This is a genomic window from Devosia sp. CAU 1758, assembly GCF_054482695.1.
Genome location: NZ_JBTLRJ010000004.1, coordinates 436923 through 451073 on the forward strand (window position 1 = coordinate 436923; position 14151 = coordinate 451073).

The window sequence follows — 14151 nt, forward strand, 5'->3', positions numbered from 1 at the left end:
CTCCTATACCAAGAGTGTGCTCATTGGCGCTTCTGTTGCGGCAACGATCTGTGCGTCGGCCCAGCCGAGGCTCGGCAGGTCAGCGGCCAGCCCGACCAGTTCGCTCGTACCGTCAGCTCGTATCAAGCGTTGCAACGCGGTGGCATTTTCGCCCAACAGCAACGCCCCATTGTCCAGCCCGGTCCCTTCGCCAGGCTGACTAGTGAGGTACGGTTCTGCGAGGTGAAATTGACGAGGCGAAGCGACCCCTCGGCCAGCGGCGCCAGCGCCAGCGCTGCACTCTGCCATGGCCCATTTGCTGAGCCATGCGAGGAAAAGTTGCGCTCATAGTCCACGTCGCTATCGACATAGACTTCGATTCGAGATCGGCGCAAAGCCTGAACAGCTTACCCTCCGCTTGGTGTCGTCGACCTGCAGCGCGAGAGGTTTGCCGAGGGGGTTTGAATAAGCCATGGGAATAGTTCTGCTGGGCGCTCGGGCGAGCCATCTGGGTGCAGGCTAGCTAGGAAATTGCAACGTTGCAACGAGGATGTTTTTCGTCTGTTCGTTCCGGCATGCTTCACGCTACAAGTAAGGTCATGGAGCTTATGCATGCAGGATCGCGACAACCGGAAGGGGCGGCCAACGCTCAGGACCATTGCCGAAATGACCGGGCTCAGCCTTTCGACCGTATCCCTGTCGCTGCGCGGCGGGACCTCGCTCAAACAGGAAACGCGGGACCGGGTAGCCGAGGCGGCGCGGCGCGTGGGTTATGTCCCCGACCGCGCCGGGGTGCGATTGCGCACCGGCAAGACCAATGTAATCACCCTGGTGCTGCATGGGGGTGACGATGCCATCGACTTTGCCCGGCAGATGATCCAGGGCATTGGCAGGGCGCTGGCGGGCACGCATTACCATCTCAATGTGACGCCGGAGTTCGGCACCGAGGATGACCTGTCGGCCGTCCGCTATATCCTGGACAGCCGCGCGGCGGATGGCGTCATCATCACTCATACCGCGCCCGATGATGCCCGGGTCAGGACGCTGGTGGAGGCGGGCTTCCCCTTTGTCAGTCATGGCCGCACCGCCTTTGCCGCCCCGCACCCGTTTCACGATTTTCACTCCGAAGCCTTTGCCCATCAGGCACTGGATCGCCTGGCGGACAAGGGCTGTAGGCGCGTCATGCTGTTCACCGGCAATCGGCGCATCACCAACTTTGCCAATATCGTTACCGCCTTCCGGGCAGCGGCCGGTCGGCGCGGCGTGATCGCTGAAATTCTTGCTGTCCGGGAAAGCCGCAGCACGCCGGAAGAGGTCCGCACATTGGGGACCGAACTGGCCATGCGGCCAGACCGGCCCGATGGCATCATCACCGACAATGAAATCCGCACCATTGCCCTATTGGCGGGCATGCAGGCCGCTGGCGTCAGGCCGGGGAAGGGGGTGGAACTGCTCTACAAGCAGACCTCGGGCATCCTGCCCACCTTCTATCCGGACCTCGATTCCATCGAGGAAGACGTCACCGCCTCCGGAGGAGAACTCACCCGCCTGCTGCTGCGCCGCATCGATGGCGCAGTGCCAACAGAACTACAGACCCTCGCCGAGCCGGTGCTGCATTGGCGCAGCGACCGGCCCACATAGACTTTGGCCGCTACTTGCCACTGGCGCTCAGCAGGTTCTCGCCTTCACCGGTCAGGTCCAGCCGCACGCCGCGCGCCAGACTCTGGACCTGTTCGACCGAAGTGGCCGAGGCGATGGGCGCGCTGACCCCTTCCTGTGCCACCAACCATGCCAGTGCAACTTCGACCGGGGTGGCGTTGCGCTCCGAAGCCACCTGATCGAGCGCCCCCAGAATATTCAAACCCTTGGCGTTGAGATATTGGCTCGCGCCACCACCGCGCGCCGACTGGCCCAGATCATCCTGGCTGCGATACTTGCCGGTCAGGAACCCCGAAGCCAGGCTGTAATAGACGATGGCTCCTACCTCGTTCTCGATTAGAAACGGGCGCAGTGCGTCGAACTCGGCGCGATCATAGAGATTGTAGCGTGGCTGGACCACTTCATAGCGCTGCAGCGATTTGACGATGGCAGTCTGCTGCGCCTCTTCCAGCATCTGCGTGCTGTAGTTCGAGGCGCCGATGGTCCGCACCTTGCCGGCGCGCATCAACATGTCATAAGTCTCCAGCGTCTCCTCATGGTTGGCTTCGGCATCCGGCCAGTGGCTGAAATAGAGATCGATGTAGTCAGTCTGTAGACGCTTGAGCGAGGCCTCGATGCTGGCCTTGATGGCGTCGGGCTTGAGCCCGCCGGGTTTCTTGCTGGAATTGACCTTAGTGAAGATGTGGACCTTGTCGCGATTGCCGCGGGCCTTGAGCCATTTGCCGATAATGGTTTCGCTCATGCCCGGCGGATTGCCCGGTACCCAGTTCGGGTAGCCCTCGGCGGTGTCGATGGCGGAAAAGCCGGCGTCGACATAGGCGTCGAGGATGTCGAAGCCCCGCGCCTCATCTACTGTCCAGCCAAACACATTACCGCCCAGCACCAGGGGTTCGATGACCAGTTCGCTGCGTCCGAGGGGGCGACGGTTCATTTTTGTTCTCCCATTTATTCGGTGGTCCCGACGTCTCGGTTGCCGATTTGTTCGTTCTGGGGGACGGGCGGGGCGCACCAATAGAGAGCCTCGGCGATCGAGCGCAGCGACCCGCTGAGGTCGATGAAGTTATATTCGGCGTCCATGTCCTGCGTGTGGCGCAGATAGACGAAACTGCCATGCCGCAGGCCATCGAGAAGCCAGCCATCGTCATCGCGGAGGACTGCGCCATAGGGCGACGTGCCGGTTTCAGCAGGGAGCGTCCGGGTTTCCCGGTCCAGCGTCATCTCCCACTGCCCCGTTGCGCCACCCGCCCTGCTGGAATAGATGTGCAGCCCGGTCGAAAAGTCGTCCTCGCAGCGGACCACCAGGCACGTAAAATCATACGCGCTGGCGTCGCGGGCGCACCCCATGCTGGCCCGGTCGCCCTCCCCGGGCAAAAAAGAGTAATGCCAGCCGGCCTGCTGTGCTGCCGCCGGGACGACCAGCAGCAGCGGCAGCGCCATCAGCGCAGTGTTTCGATGAGATCCCATTTGTTCCCGTAAAGATCGGCGAACACCGCCACGGACCCATAAGCCTCGTGGCGGGGTTCTTCAAGAAATCCAACGCCGTTGCCGCGCAGGCGGGCGTAGTCGGCCGCAAAATTATCTGTCTCGAGAAACAGCATCACCCTGCCACCCGTCTGGTTGCCGACGCTGGCCCGCTGCGCCTCGCCGTCGGCCCGGGCCAGCAGCAGGCGGGCGCCGCGCGCTCCAGGCGGGCCCACGATCACCCAGCGTTTTCCATCGCCGAGGTCAGTGTCCTCCAGCAGCGCGAATCCGATCCTGTCGGTGTAGTAGGCGATGGCGTCATCATAGTCGGCGACGACTATGGCAATCGTAGCGATGGACTGGGTCATGACACAATGGAGCACCATTAGGTCCGGGACGGTCAAGCGATGCGAGTGCCGCCGAACGGATCATTCCGAATCCGTCCAATCCTGTGGATGGCGGTTTTGGCTGTCAACTTATTGACCAATTGGTCAACGCTCCCCATTGCGCTCCCTCAATTTCTAGGCTTTGGTAGCATTCAAGCCCCGGCAGGCAAGCCGGGTGCGCAAAAAAATGTCTCGGGAGACAACAATCATGAAATTGATGAAAACCTTGATGGCGGCGACCGCCATGCTGGCTTTGGCCGCTGGTGCAGCGCAGGCCAAGACCCTTGTCTACTGCTCTGAAGGCTCGCCTGAAGGCTTCGATCCGGCGCCCTATACCGCCGGCACCACCTTCGACGCCTCGTCGCGTCCGATCTACAATCGTCTGGTACAGTTCACCAAGGGCGCATCGACCACCGAACCTGGCCTCGCCGAGAGCTATGAAGTTTCCGACGATGGTCTCGAATATACCTTCCATTTGCGCCAGGGCGTGAAGTTCCACACCACTGAATATTTCACCCCGACGCGCGACTTCAACGCCGACGACGTGCTGTTCAGCTTCGAGCGCCAGTGGCAGGCTGATCACCCATGGCATGCCTATTCGACGGGCATCACCTGGGAATATTTCAACGCCATGTCGATGAGCGACCTGCTCACCTCGATCGAGAAGGTTGACGACTACACCGTCAAGTTCACCCTGACCCGTCCCGAGGCCCCGTTCATTGCCAACCTGGCCATGGACTTTGCCTCGATCCTGTCTGCCGAATATGCCGCCCAGCTTGAAGCGTCCGGCACCATGGACATGCTCAACCAGCAGCCCATCGGCACCGGCCCGTTCCAGTTCGTCGCCTACCAGCAGGACGCGGCCATCCGCTACGCCTCCTTTGACGAATACTGGAATGGTGTGCAGCCCATCGATGACCTGGTCTTCGCCATAACCACCGACCCGGCGGTTCGCCTCCAGAAGCTGCAGGCCGGCGAATGCCATGTCATGCCCTATCCGAACCCGGCCGACCTTGAAGTCATCAAGGCCGATCCGAACCTGACCATGATGGAGCAGGAAGGCCTCAATATCGGCTTCCTGGCCTACAACGCCCAGCAGGCACCGTTCGACAATGCGAACGTGCGCAAGGCGCTCAACATGGCCATCGACAAGGATGCCATCATCGAGGCCGTGTTTGCCGGTCAGGCAAGCGTTGCCAAGAACCCGATCCCGCCCACCATGTGGTCGTATAACGATGCCATCCAGGACGATCCGTATGATCCGGAAGCGGCCAAGGCCATGCTGGCCGAAGAAGGCGTCGAAGATCTCTCCATGAAGGTCTGGGCCATGCCCGTCTCGCGTCCGTACAATCCGGATGCGCGCCGTATGGCCGAGCTGATCCAGGCTGACTTTGCCGAAGTCGGCGTGACCGTCGAGATCGTCTCGATGGAATGGGCCGAATATCTCGAACAGTCGTCTTCGGTTGATCGCGATGGTGCGGTGCTGCTGGGCTGGACCGGTGACAATGGCGATCCGGACAACTTCCTCGCCGTGCTGCTCGGCTGCGATGCCGTCGGGGGTGCCAACCGCGCCCAGTGGTGCAACGAGGAGTTCGAAGCTCTTGTTCAGGAAGCCAAGACCATTTCCGATCAGGCCGAGCGTACCGCGCTCTACGAAAAGGCCCAGGAAGTGTTCAAGCGCGAAGCCCCCTGGGCGACCATTGCCCACTCGCTGGTCTTTATGCCAATGAGCAACAAGGTCACTGGCTATGTGATGGACCCCAAGGGCACGCACGCCTTTGACGGCGTCGATATCGCCGAGTAATCGGGACTAAGACCGGGGGCGGCGCCGCTGCCCCCGGCATCCCTGAAAAGATATGATCCGTTTCATTCTCAATCGCCTGCTGCTGATTGTACCGACCTTTATCGGTATCACGATCGTGGCCTTCGCCTTCGTCCGCGTCCTGCCGGGCGATCCCATTCTCCTCATTGCCGGCGAGCGCAGTGTTTCGCCCGAGCGCTACCAGGCGCTCCTGGTCCAGTTCGGTTACGACCAGCCGATCTGGGTGCAGTACTGGGACTACCTTTCCGGCATATTCCAAGGTGATTTCGGCACCTCGATCTCGACCAAGCGTCCTGTCATCCGCGACTTCCTCACCCTCTTCCCGGCAACGGTCGAGCTGGCCTTCTGCGCCACCATCTTTGCCGTGGTCCTGGGTATTCCCGCCGGCGTCATCGCTGCCGTCAAGCGCGGCTCGTGGTACGACCAGACCCTTATGGGCACGGCCCTTGTGGGCTATTCCATGCCCATTTTCTGGCTCGGGCTGCTGCTCATCATTTTCTTCTCGGGCATTCTGGGTTGGACCCCGGTCTCCGGGCGCATCGACCTGCTCTATTTCTTCCCTGCCGTGACTGGCTTCATGACTATAGACGCGCTGATTTCCGGGCAGGAGGGAGCCTTTGTTTCGGCCATGCGCCATCTCATTCTCCCCTCCATCACCCTGGGCACCATTCCGCTGGCGGTGATCGCGCGCCAGACCCGCTCGGCCATGCTCGAAGTGCTTGGTGACGACTACGTGCGCACCGCCCGCGCGAAGGGACTGTCGCCTCGCCAGGTGGTCGGGGTGCATGCCCTGCGCAACGCGCTGATTCCGGTGGTGACCACCATTGGCCTGCAGGTCGGGGTGATGATGGCCGGCGCCATCCTCACCGAGACGATCTTTTCCTGGCCCGGCATCGGCAAATGGATGATCGATGCCATCTCGCGCCGCGACTATCCGGTGGTCCAGGCAGGTCTGCTGCTGATCGCGTTGATCGTCATGGCGGTCAATCTCATCGTCGATGTGCTCTACGGGCTCATCAATCCCCGTATCCGGCATAATTAGGAGGCGACATGTCAAATCCCGCCACCATCGCCGATCCCAATGCTGCGCCGCGCATCTCCGCGCTGACCCAGTTGCGCGAGTTCTGGTATTATTTCTCGGTCAACCGCGGCGCCGTCATCGGTCTCGTGGTCTTCGTCCTCCTGGTGCTGACTGCGCTTTTCGCCAATTGGATCGCCCCTCATTCGCCCATCCAGCAATATCGCGACGCGCTGCTGATCCCGCCCTTCTGGGCCGAAGGCGGCCGGGCCGACTTCCTGCTCGGTACGGACGCGGTGGGCCGCGATATCCTTTCGCGCCTCATCCATGGCGCCCGCTATTCGCTGCTGATTGGCACCGTTGTGGTGGTGATTGCTTTGGTCACCGGCATCATTGTTGGGTTGGTCGCGGGCTATGCCGGCGGCTGGGTCGATACGGTGCTGATGCGCGTCATGGACCTGATCCTTGCTTTTCCATCGTTGCTGCTGGCCCTGGTGCTGGTGGCCATACTGGGGCCGGGGCTGTTCAATATGATGATCGCCATCGCCCTGGTGCTGCAGCCCCATTTCGTGCGCCTCACCCGTTCGGCAGTGATGGGCGAGATGGGCAAGGACTATGTGACCTCCTCCCGCATGGCCGGCTCCGGCCATATGCGCCTGATGTTCAAGACCATCCTGCCCAATTGCCTGGCGCCACTGATCGTCCAGGCGACGCTGAGCTTCTCGAGCGCCATTCTCGATGCGGCCGCGCTGGGCTTTCTCGGCCTTGGCGCCCAGCCGCCGACGCCCGAATGGGGCACCATGCTGGCCGAGGCGCGACAGTTCATCCTGCGCGCCTGGTGGGTCGTGACTCTTCCCGGCCTTGCCATCCTCATCACCGTGCTGGCAATCAACCTGATCGGCGACGGGCTGCGCGACGCGCTCGATCCCAAGCTGAAGCGGAGCTGAGCCATGCCCCTGCTTGAAATCAGGAACCTTACCGTCGCCTTCGACACCTCGGTCGGCCTGTTCAAGGCGGTAGACGGCATCGATATTGCCGTCGATGCGCACGAAGTGCTCGCCATCGTGGGTGAATCGGGCTCCGGCAAATCGGTGGCCATGCTCGCCACCATGGGCCTGCTGCCCAATACGGCGACGGTCACCGCCGACGTCATGACTTTCGAGGGCAAGAACCTGCTCGGCATGAGTCCGGCCGACAAGCGCAGGATCATCGGCAGAGACATTGCCATGATCTTCCAGGAACCGGTGGCCAGCCTCAATCCCTGCTTCACCATCGGCTTCCAGATCGAAGAAGTGCTGTCCCGCCATATGGGGCTGAAGGGCAGGGCGGCGCGCGACCGGGCCGTCGAACTGTTGCATCTGGTCGGCATCAAGGATGGCGCCGAGCGCCTCGGCGCCTTCCCGCACCAGATGAGCGGCGGCCAGTGCCAGCGCGTCATGATCGCCATCGCACTCGCCTGCAACCCCAAGCTGCTGATCGCAGACGAGCCGACAACGGCGCTCGACGTCACTATCCAGAAGCAGATCCTGGACCTGCTGGTGGGGCTGCAGGCCGAGACCGGCATGGCGCTGATCATGATCACCCATGATATGGGCGTGGTCGCCGAAACGGCCGACCGTGTCATCGTCCAGTACAAGGGCCACAAGATGGAAGAGGCCGATGTCCTTTCGCTCTTTGCCAATCCGCAATCGAACTATACCCGCGCCCTGCTCTCCGCCCTGCCGGAAAATGCAGTCGGTGACCGCCTGCCCACCGTCTCGGACATGATGTTCGAAGCCGCGCCGGGGGTGGGCCGATGAGCACACCCGTTCTCGAAGTGCGCGACCTCAAGCGCGACTACATCGTCTCGGGCGGCTTCCTACGCCCGGTCAAGGCGGTGCATGCTGTCAAGGGCGTGAACTTCACGCTCGAAAAAGGCAAGACCCTCGCCGTCGTGGGGGAAAGCGGATGCGGTAAATCCACCCTTGCCCGCATGATCACTCTAATCGATCAGCCGACCTCCGGGGATATCTTCATCGATGGCCTGCCCGCCAGCGCCAGCCATGTGACCAAGCAGATGCGCCAGAAGGTGCAGATCGTCTTCCAGAATCCCTATGGCTCGCTCAACCCCCGCCAGAAGATCGGGGACGTGTTGGCCGAGCCGCTGCTGCTCAATACCGATATGCCGCTATCCGAGCGGCGGGAACGGGCCATGGCCATGCTCATCAAGGTGGGCCTCGGACCGGAGCACTTCAACCGCTACCCGCACATGTTCTCGGGTGGCCAGCGCCAGCGCATCGCCATTGCCCGGGCGCTGATGCTCAATCCGAGCTTCCTGGTACTCGACGAGCCGGTCTCGGCGCTCGACCTTTCGGTGCAGGCGCAGATCCTGAACCTGCTCAAGGACCTGCAGGACGAGTTCGGCCTCACCTATGTCTTTATCAGCCATGACCTCAGTGTGGTGCGCTATATCGCCGACGAGGTGATGGTGATGTATTTCGGTGACGTGGTCGAACATGGCAGCCGTGACGCGGTCTTTGCCGATCCGCAGCACGACTATACCAAGACCCTGTTCGCGGCCACGCCGCGCGCCGATGTCGAATCCATCCGCGCCCGCATCGCCAGGAAACAGGCCGCCGCCTAAACCTCCACCCTTCTCCCGTCCTTCCCCGAGCGGATCAGGGCGTCGATCAGCCTGTGCACGTTGAGCGCCGTGCGGCCGGTCGAGACCGGCTGCCGGCCCTGCTGCACCGCCTCGGAGAAATCGGCAATCTGGGCCATGTGCCAGTCAAAGGGGAAGGCCATAGGGTCGGCGCCGCCGCCCGAATTGCTGGCCTCGCCTATGGTTTCCGTGCGACCGTCGAACCAGTGGAGGGTCAGATTGCCCCCGGTCAGCGTGGCGCTGACTTTGGCAAAATTGAGTGTCAGGCTTTCCGCGCCGCCGGGGAAATTGGCGGTGGTGGCCATCAGCCCGCCCACGGCGCCGTTCTCGAATTCCATACCCCCGGCGACGAAGTCCTCGGTCTCCATCTGGTGCAAGCCCGTTGTCGCCGAAAGCGCCGTCACTGCCTTGACCGGACCGGTCAGGCTCAGCATCAGGTCGAGCGAATGGATGGCCTGGGTGATCAGCACGCCGCCACCGTCCTGCGCGAAGGTCCCGCGGCCCGGCTTGTCGTAATAGCCCACCTGCGGCCGCCACCACGGCACGACCAGATGCACCGCCTGCAATGCACCGAGTTCGCCACTTGCCACTTTTTCGGCCAAGGCCTTTGAAGCGGCGCGGAACCGGTGCTGGAAGATGATGCCCAGCGTCACGCCCGCGCTTTCGCAGCTTTCGACAATGCGCTGCGCCGCCGCGGTGGAGCGCTCCACCGGCTTTTCCATCAGCACATGCTTGCCCGCTTGTGCAGCGGCAGCTACGATATCCTCGCGCGCATTGGGCGGCGTCAGCACGAGGATGGCGTTAATGGCCGGGTCGGCCAGCATGGCCTCATAATCGTCGGCGGCGGGGAAGTCATATTCAGCGCAGAATTGGTCGAGCTCGGCCCGATTGCGCCGCCAGACCCCGCGCACGTCGATCCGGTTCCTGAGCGCATTGAGCGCCAGCGCATGCGGCTTGGCCCCCATGCCCGCACCCACCACGCCCAGACCGAACTTCCCCTGTTCATTGCCCATTCAGCCGCCTCCTTGTAATGCCTTTATCGCGCCATGATCGCGGCGCTCAACTCCCCATCAGGGGATATAGGGTGAGGGACCTAACATGAAATTGGCTGGTATTGTTGCAGCGCTTTGTGTGGCGCTGGGAATTGCGTTGGCGGGCTGGTTTGTCGGCACCTCGCTGGTGGAAAGCCGCCAGCCGCTGCGGGTGGTGACGGTCAAGGGGCTGTCCGAACGTTCGGTCGAGGCCAATCTCGGCTTCTGGCCGATCCGCTTCGTCGCCACCGGCCCCACCCTGGAAGCTGCCCGTTCCAGCCTTGAAACATCGGAAGCCTCGGTTCGCGGCTTCCTTGACGCGCGTGGTTTTGCCGAGGATGAAATCCAGGTGCAGAATGTCTTGGTGGAAGATCGCGCCGCCGGCTACAGCGCCGGTTCGATGAATGACGAATACCGCTTCGTGCTCACCGAGGACATGCTGGTCACCACCGACCGGGTGCAGGATCTTGCCGAGGCCAGTCGCTCGGTCGCGGACCTGCTGCGCCAGGGCGTGGTGTTTTCCTCTGATGCCTATAGTGCCGGTGCAAGTTTCGTCTTTACCGGCATCAATGACCTCAAGAGCGAGATGCTGACAGAGGCAACGCAGCGCGCCAAGGAAACGGCCGAACAATTCGCCACCGAATCGGGGGCACAAGTGGGCGATATCCAGACCGCTAACCAGGGCGTGTTCGAAATCCTGCCCGCCGTGGAAATCCCCAATGACCGGCCGGAGAAGCAGATCGACAAGAAGGTGCGGGTGGTGACCACCATCACCTATTTCCTCGTGGACTGACAAAGTCGCTCCTTGGGGCAGCGGCAAGTGCCGGCCAGCCCTTTCGGCCTCCGGTTCTGAAAATGGACGTGTCCCGAGGCGCGTGCGTCTCAGTAAGTTTTAGTAGATAGAGACGTCGCCGCCTCGGGACACCGGTTTTTCGTAGAGGACTCCGGACCCCATTGAACGCTCGTCGCAGGGTGACCGCTTCCTAGACGCGCAACTGGAGCGACCCAGTTCCGCCCGGCTCCCCCCGCAAAGTTCGCTGCAGTCCGTCCGCGCGGGAGTGATAGATGGGAGTATGGGGCAGGATCGAGGGGCGGGGATTACTTTTTGTTTCGACAGGCACGATGCCAACTCGCGCCCTTGCGGGGCTTCGGCCCGTCCCGCAGGGCCAATCACGCCGGTGACGTGATTGGAGCAGAGAAGGCCATGAGCGATGTACGCTGATGGCTGGAGTAGGGTGGGGGACTGGCGGGCTGGTTGTCAGTCAATGCCCACCAATGCGTGACGCACCCCCACCAGCTCTGCTACGGCCCGTCGGGCCTAGTGTCGCTGCCTCCCCCATCGAGGGGGAGGAGAAGCGTCGCGTTTGCCACATTATATTACGAAGCCATGCTTCACCGTGGGTTTCAGCGGGTTGCGCACCTACTCGCCTAGACTTTCCTCACAGGGGAGAGCTTGCCAGCGGCACGGTTGGAAGCCCATGCATTTTCCCGCAGGAAACTTTCCAGCGCGTCGCGGCTCATGGGCCGAGCAAAGGCATAGCCCTGCAGAATATCGCAGCCCAGATCGCGCAGGATGGCGGCATGTTCCATCGTTTCGACGCCTTCGGCGACGATCTCGATATCCATGGACTTGCCGATATCGACAATGGAAGCGACGAGTTGGCGCTGCGCTGGCTGGTCAAGAATGGGCTTGACCAGTTGCCGGTCGATCTTGAGCCGGCGCGGATGCAGTTTCTGCAGGGAGACGATGGAGGCATAGCCGGTGCCGAAATCATCGATCTCGACATCGATGCCCAATTCCTTCACCTGGTCGATATTCCAGGCGACGATGCCGTCACTTTCATCAAGATAGATGGATTCGACCAGCTCGAAGGAGAGCCGGCCCGGCGCCAGTGGCAAGGCCTTGAGGCTTTCGATCAGCCCCTCGTCATGCAGGCGCCGCAGTGACACATTGACCGATGCCCGCGGCACGTTGAGGCCCATCTCATCCCAGCGCGCCAGGTCGGCCAGCGCCTGCTCAAGCACCAGCCGGTCGATCTGGGCGACGACGTTGATTTCCTCGGCCACGTCCATGAAGCTGTCAGGCGCCTTCAGTCCGTCCACGGGATGCTGCCAGCGCGCCAGCGCCTCGACGCCCACCAGGTCAAGGGTGTGCGCATCGAACTGGGGCTGGTAATGCGCGAAAAAGGCATTGTTATCGAGACCCTTCAGAATCTCGTCCGCCACCCGCTTGGTGTTGATCACCTCGGCCTGCAGGGCTTCGGAGAAGAATTCATGCCGGCTGCGGCCAAGGGCCTTGGCGCGATAAAGCGCAATATCGGCGTTGACCAGCAATTGGCGCACATCGATATCGGCCGAACGCGACACGGCAACGCCGATGCTGACGCCGAAGCGGCATTCATGCCCTTCATGCACGGCAGGGCGGCGCATTTCGCGCACGATGCGGTCGGCGATCAGCTTGAGCCGCGCGTCGCTGGGGCCGGCGCTGGACAGGATGACGAATTCGTCGCCGCCAATGCGCGCCACGAAATCGGTTTCCCGGCAATTGGCCCGCAACACCTTGCTGGCATGGATGAGCATGGCGTCGCCTGCCGCATGGCCGAGCGTGTCATTGATCTGCTTGAAGCGGTCGAGATCGATATGCAGCAGCGCGATCGAGCCGCTGCCATGATAGCCATCGGCCGCATGGCTCATCAGCACCTCGTCGAGATAGCGCCGATTGGGCAATCCCGTCAGGCTGTCATGCAGGGCATTGTGCTCGATGCGGATGCGCGCGGCCTCGAGTTCATTGTTGCGCGCCTCGGCTTGGCGCTTGGCGCGGCGCAGATCCTCGTTGAGTTCGACGTCATTGGTCACGTCCCAGTTGACGCCCACCACCTTGTCGGGTTGGCCCGGCTCGCTGAACAGCGCCGCAACCGAGCGGACATGACGCAGACCGCCATCGGGCAGGCAGACGCGATAATCCGATTGATAGCGCCCGCTGGCAATCATGCGACGAAAATCAATCTCGGCGCGCTCACGATCTTCGGGATGCACGGCGGCGCGCCAGTGGTCGTGGCTGCGCGGCCCGCCATCATCGGGCAGGCCATAAATTTCATTGGTCCGCTCGTCCCAAGTCTCAACGCCGGTACGCATGTCCATTTCCCACACCCCGACCTTGGACACGTCGACCGCCAGGTTGAGCCTGCGGGTCAGGCGAGCCAGCTCGACTTCCCTGTTCCCCAGTTCGTGGATGTGGTCGTGGCGCTCGCGGATCATGCGACTGGTGACGAAGACCGGCAACAGGATCAATGCGCCGGCGGCCAGGATCATGCCGCGCAGCAGCCAGGTGGACACCGGATCGGCGCCCCAGCCGGCCTTGGGTACGGCGGCGATCTGCCAGCTGCCTGAGGGGAGCACCACATCGGCAACCACAGGATCCTCTGCGCTCAGGTCGGGCCCATAAAAGCGCCGGCCCTCGCTTCCCGTGCCGTTACTGCCAGAGATGGAAATGTCGAAAGGGAGGTCGGGATTATAAAGGCCGCTATCGGCATAGAGCCGGTCGACATCGACCACGGCCGATACCAGGCCCCAGAACCGGCGACTATCGCCATGCCCGACATAGACTGGAAAACGCCCCACAAAACCACGGCCGCCCTGTACCAGGTTTATCGGTCCGGCAATGTTGAGCTTCCCGGTCTGGAGCACGTCGCGCACCGCCGGCCACTGCGCCGGCGTCACACGATAATCGAGCCCGGTTGCCGCTTCATTGCCCTCAAGCGGATAGGTCATGCGGATCACGAGATCCGGTGCAGCGGAAATCGAGCGCAGCTGGCTGTCTTCATCGAAGAGATTGCTGACCAACGCGTCATAGCGCGCCTGGTCCAGGTCCGGTTCGGTGGCGATCACCGAGACCAGGCCCTTGACCAGTTGGATATTGCTCGAGATATGCCCCTCAAGCTTGGCCCGGATGATGGAGATCTGCTGCAGGGTGTCGGCCCGAAGGCGACTTTCGGCAATCTGCTGGCTCTGGCGGTCGAGAAGGACGCCAGCCAGCAGCATGGCGACCAGCGCGAGCAGTACCGGCACGGCCATAGTGCGCCGCCAATCTCCTCGATGTTTGTCTGCCCGACCTTGGTTCATTATCTCGCCTGAGCGCCCGACACGTTCTGTGT

At 62.3% G+C, this 14151-nt stretch carries 13 protein-coding genes; 7 read left to right on the forward strand and 6 right to left on the reverse strand.

The annotated features are described in order from the left end of the window. Positions 1-3 precede the first annotated feature (3 nt). Positions 4-162 carry a hypothetical protein gene (locus ACXYMS_RS15645; protein WP_458907742.1) on the reverse strand — a complete coding sequence of 53 codons (159 nt, stop codon included), beginning with the start codon at positions 160-162 and terminating at the stop codon, positions 4-6. A 429-nt stretch (positions 163-591) separates the two neighbouring features. On the opposite strand from ACXYMS_RS15645, the gene ACXYMS_RS15650 reads away from it, so the two are divergent. Continuing rightward, positions 592-1620: a LacI family transcriptional regulator gene (locus tag ACXYMS_RS15650; protein ID WP_458907743.1), complete on the forward strand. Its 1029-nt coding sequence runs from the start codon at positions 592-594 to the stop codon at positions 1618-1620. 10 nt (positions 1621-1630) lie between these two features. Here the strand turns inward: ACXYMS_RS15650 and ACXYMS_RS15655 are convergent, their stop codons facing one another. The 3 genes from ACXYMS_RS15655 to ACXYMS_RS15665 are packed head-to-tail and all read right to left on the reverse strand — an operon-like array spanning position 1631 to position 3467. Continuing rightward, the gene (locus tag ACXYMS_RS15655; protein WP_458907744.1) at positions 1631-2569 is read right to left on the reverse strand and encodes an aldo/keto reductase; all 939 of its coding nucleotides are present in this window, start codon (positions 2567-2569) and stop codon (positions 1631-1633) included. 14 nt (positions 2570-2583) lie between these two features. Next, positions 2584-3102, reverse strand: a complete 519-nt coding sequence (locus ACXYMS_RS15660; protein WP_458907745.1) for a hypothetical protein — start codon at positions 3100-3102, stop codon at positions 2584-2586. Then, a complete protein-coding gene (locus tag ACXYMS_RS15665; RefSeq protein WP_458907746.1) occupies positions 3075-3467 on the reverse strand; it encodes a VOC family protein in 393 nt (130 codons plus the stop codon). Before ACXYMS_RS15665 ends, ACXYMS_RS15660 begins: the two co-directional genes overlap by 28 nt. A 226-nt stretch (positions 3468-3693) precedes the next feature. On the opposite strand from ACXYMS_RS15665, the gene ACXYMS_RS15670 reads away from it, so the two are divergent. Genes ACXYMS_RS15670 through ACXYMS_RS15690 form a run of 5 tightly spaced genes read left to right on the forward strand, consistent with a single transcriptional unit; the run spans position 3694 to position 8948 of the window. Next, on the forward strand, positions 3694-5289 hold the full coding sequence (locus ACXYMS_RS15670) for an ABC transporter substrate-binding protein (RefSeq protein WP_458907747.1): 1596 nt from the start codon (positions 3694-3696) through the stop codon (positions 5287-5289). Between the two features lie 52 nt (positions 5290-5341). After that, positions 5342-6349 carry an ABC transporter permease subunit gene (locus ACXYMS_RS15675; RefSeq protein ID WP_458907748.1) on the forward strand — a complete coding sequence of 336 codons (1008 nt, stop codon included), beginning with the start codon at positions 5342-5344 and terminating at the stop codon, positions 6347-6349. Between the two features lie 8 nt (positions 6350-6357). After that, positions 6358-7272, forward strand: a complete 915-nt coding sequence (locus ACXYMS_RS15680; protein WP_458907749.1) for an ABC transporter permease subunit — start codon at positions 6358-6360, stop codon at positions 7270-7272. Between the two features lie 3 nt (positions 7273-7275). Next, positions 7276-8124 carry an ABC transporter ATP-binding protein gene (locus tag ACXYMS_RS15685; protein WP_458907750.1) on the forward strand — a complete coding sequence of 283 codons (849 nt, stop codon included), beginning with the start codon at positions 7276-7278 and terminating at the stop codon, positions 8122-8124. Next, complete coding sequence (locus ACXYMS_RS15690) at positions 8121-8948, forward strand: ABC transporter ATP-binding protein (protein ID WP_458907751.1); 828 nt, start codon at positions 8121-8123, stop codon at positions 8946-8948. Before ACXYMS_RS15685 ends, ACXYMS_RS15690 begins: the two co-directional genes overlap by 4 nt. On the opposite strand, the gene ACXYMS_RS15695 is transcribed toward ACXYMS_RS15690, so the two are convergent. Then, positions 8945-9979: a Gfo/Idh/MocA family protein gene (locus ACXYMS_RS15695; protein WP_458907752.1), complete on the reverse strand. Its 1035-nt coding sequence runs from the start codon at positions 9977-9979 to the stop codon at positions 8945-8947. The two genes, ACXYMS_RS15690 and ACXYMS_RS15695, sit on opposite strands and share 4 nt — an antisense overlap. An 85-nt stretch (positions 9980-10064) precedes the next feature. Between ACXYMS_RS15695 and ACXYMS_RS15700 the strand changes: the two genes are divergently transcribed. Continuing rightward, positions 10065-10790, forward strand: coding sequence for an SIMPL domain-containing protein (locus ACXYMS_RS15700; protein ID WP_458907753.1), 726 nt, complete (start codon positions 10065-10067; stop codon positions 10788-10790). A gap of 635 nt (positions 10791-11425) precedes the next feature. Here ACXYMS_RS15700 and ACXYMS_RS15705 read toward each other — a convergent pair. After that, positions 11426-14071, reverse strand: a complete 2646-nt coding sequence (locus ACXYMS_RS15705) for a bifunctional diguanylate cyclase/phosphodiesterase (RefSeq protein ID WP_458907754.1) — start codon at positions 14069-14071, stop codon at positions 11426-11428. Between the last annotated feature and the right edge of the window lie 80 nt (positions 14072-14151).

Coding starts and splice junctions, on each gene's coding strand:
- ACXYMS_RS15650 (WP_458907743.1), top strand. CDS start 592: ATGCAGGATCGCGACAACCGGAAGGGGCGGCCAACGCTCAGGACCATT.
- ACXYMS_RS15655 (WP_458907744.1), bottom strand. CDS start 2,569: ATGAACCGTCGCCCCCTCGGACGCAGCGAACTGGTCATCGAACCCCTG.
- ACXYMS_RS15660 (WP_458907745.1), bottom strand. CDS start 3,102: ATGGGATCTCATCGAAACACTGCGCTGATGGCGCTGCCGCTGCTGCTG.
- ACXYMS_RS15665 (WP_458907746.1), bottom strand. CDS start 3,467: ATGACCCAGTCCATCGCTACGATTGCCATAGTCGTCGCCGACTATGAT.
- ACXYMS_RS15670 (WP_458907747.1), top strand. CDS start 3,694: ATGAAATTGATGAAAACCTTGATGGCGGCGACCGCCATGCTGGCTTTG.
- ACXYMS_RS15675 (WP_458907748.1), top strand. CDS start 5,342: ATGATCCGTTTCATTCTCAATCGCCTGCTGCTGATTGTACCGACCTTT.
- ACXYMS_RS15680 (WP_458907749.1), top strand. CDS start 6,358: ATGTCAAATCCCGCCACCATCGCCGATCCCAATGCTGCGCCGCGCATC.
- ACXYMS_RS15685 (WP_458907750.1), top strand. CDS start 7,276: ATGCCCCTGCTTGAAATCAGGAACCTTACCGTCGCCTTCGACACCTCG.
- ACXYMS_RS15690 (WP_458907751.1), top strand. CDS start 8,121: ATGAGCACACCCGTTCTCGAAGTGCGCGACCTCAAGCGCGACTACATC.
- ACXYMS_RS15695 (WP_458907752.1), bottom strand. CDS start 9,979: ATGGGCAATGAACAGGGGAAGTTCGGTCTGGGCGTGGTGGGTGCGGGC.
- ACXYMS_RS15700 (WP_458907753.1), top strand. CDS start 10,065: ATGAAATTGGCTGGTATTGTTGCAGCGCTTTGTGTGGCGCTGGGAATT.
- ACXYMS_RS15705 (WP_458907754.1), bottom strand. CDS start 14,071: ATGGCCGTGCCGGTACTGCTCGCGCTGGTCGCCATGCTGCTGGCTGGC.